This window comes from Polaromonas sp. P1_G2 (genome assembly GCF_056405515.1).
The window spans coordinates 1-353 of sequence record NZ_JBFUBY010001816.1 but is presented as its reverse complement, the minus strand read 5'-3'; the positions used below and the strand labels follow the sequence as shown (position 1 = coordinate 353).

Sequence of the window (353 nt, the reverse complement as noted above, 5' to 3'; positions counted from 1 at the left end):
TTTGCGAGCAGATCGGCGCAGATGTGCAGAAGGTGGCCAAGGGCATTGGCATGGACAAGCGCATCGGCGACAAGTTCCTGCATGCAGGTCCGGGCTATGGCGGCTCATGCTTTCCGAAAGACACGCTGGCATTGGTCAAAACCGCACAGGATTATGACAGCCCAATGAGGCTGATCGAGACGACGGTGGCGATCAACGACAACCGCAAGCGGGCGATGGGGCGGAAAGTGATCGCGTCATGCGGCGGCTCGGTACGCGGCAAGAAGATCGCTATCCTCGGTCTGACGTTCAAGCCCAATACCGACGATATGCGTGACGCTCCATCGATCGCGATCATCCAGGCGCTGCAGGAC

The 353-nt window shown here is 59.2% G+C and carries 1 protein-coding gene; it reads left to right on the top strand.

Annotated elements, in window-relative coordinates:
- Positions 1 to 353: UDP binding domain-containing protein (locus AC1D0P_RS32725; protein ID WP_477680522.1), on the top strand; the 353-nt coding region annotated here is incomplete at both ends.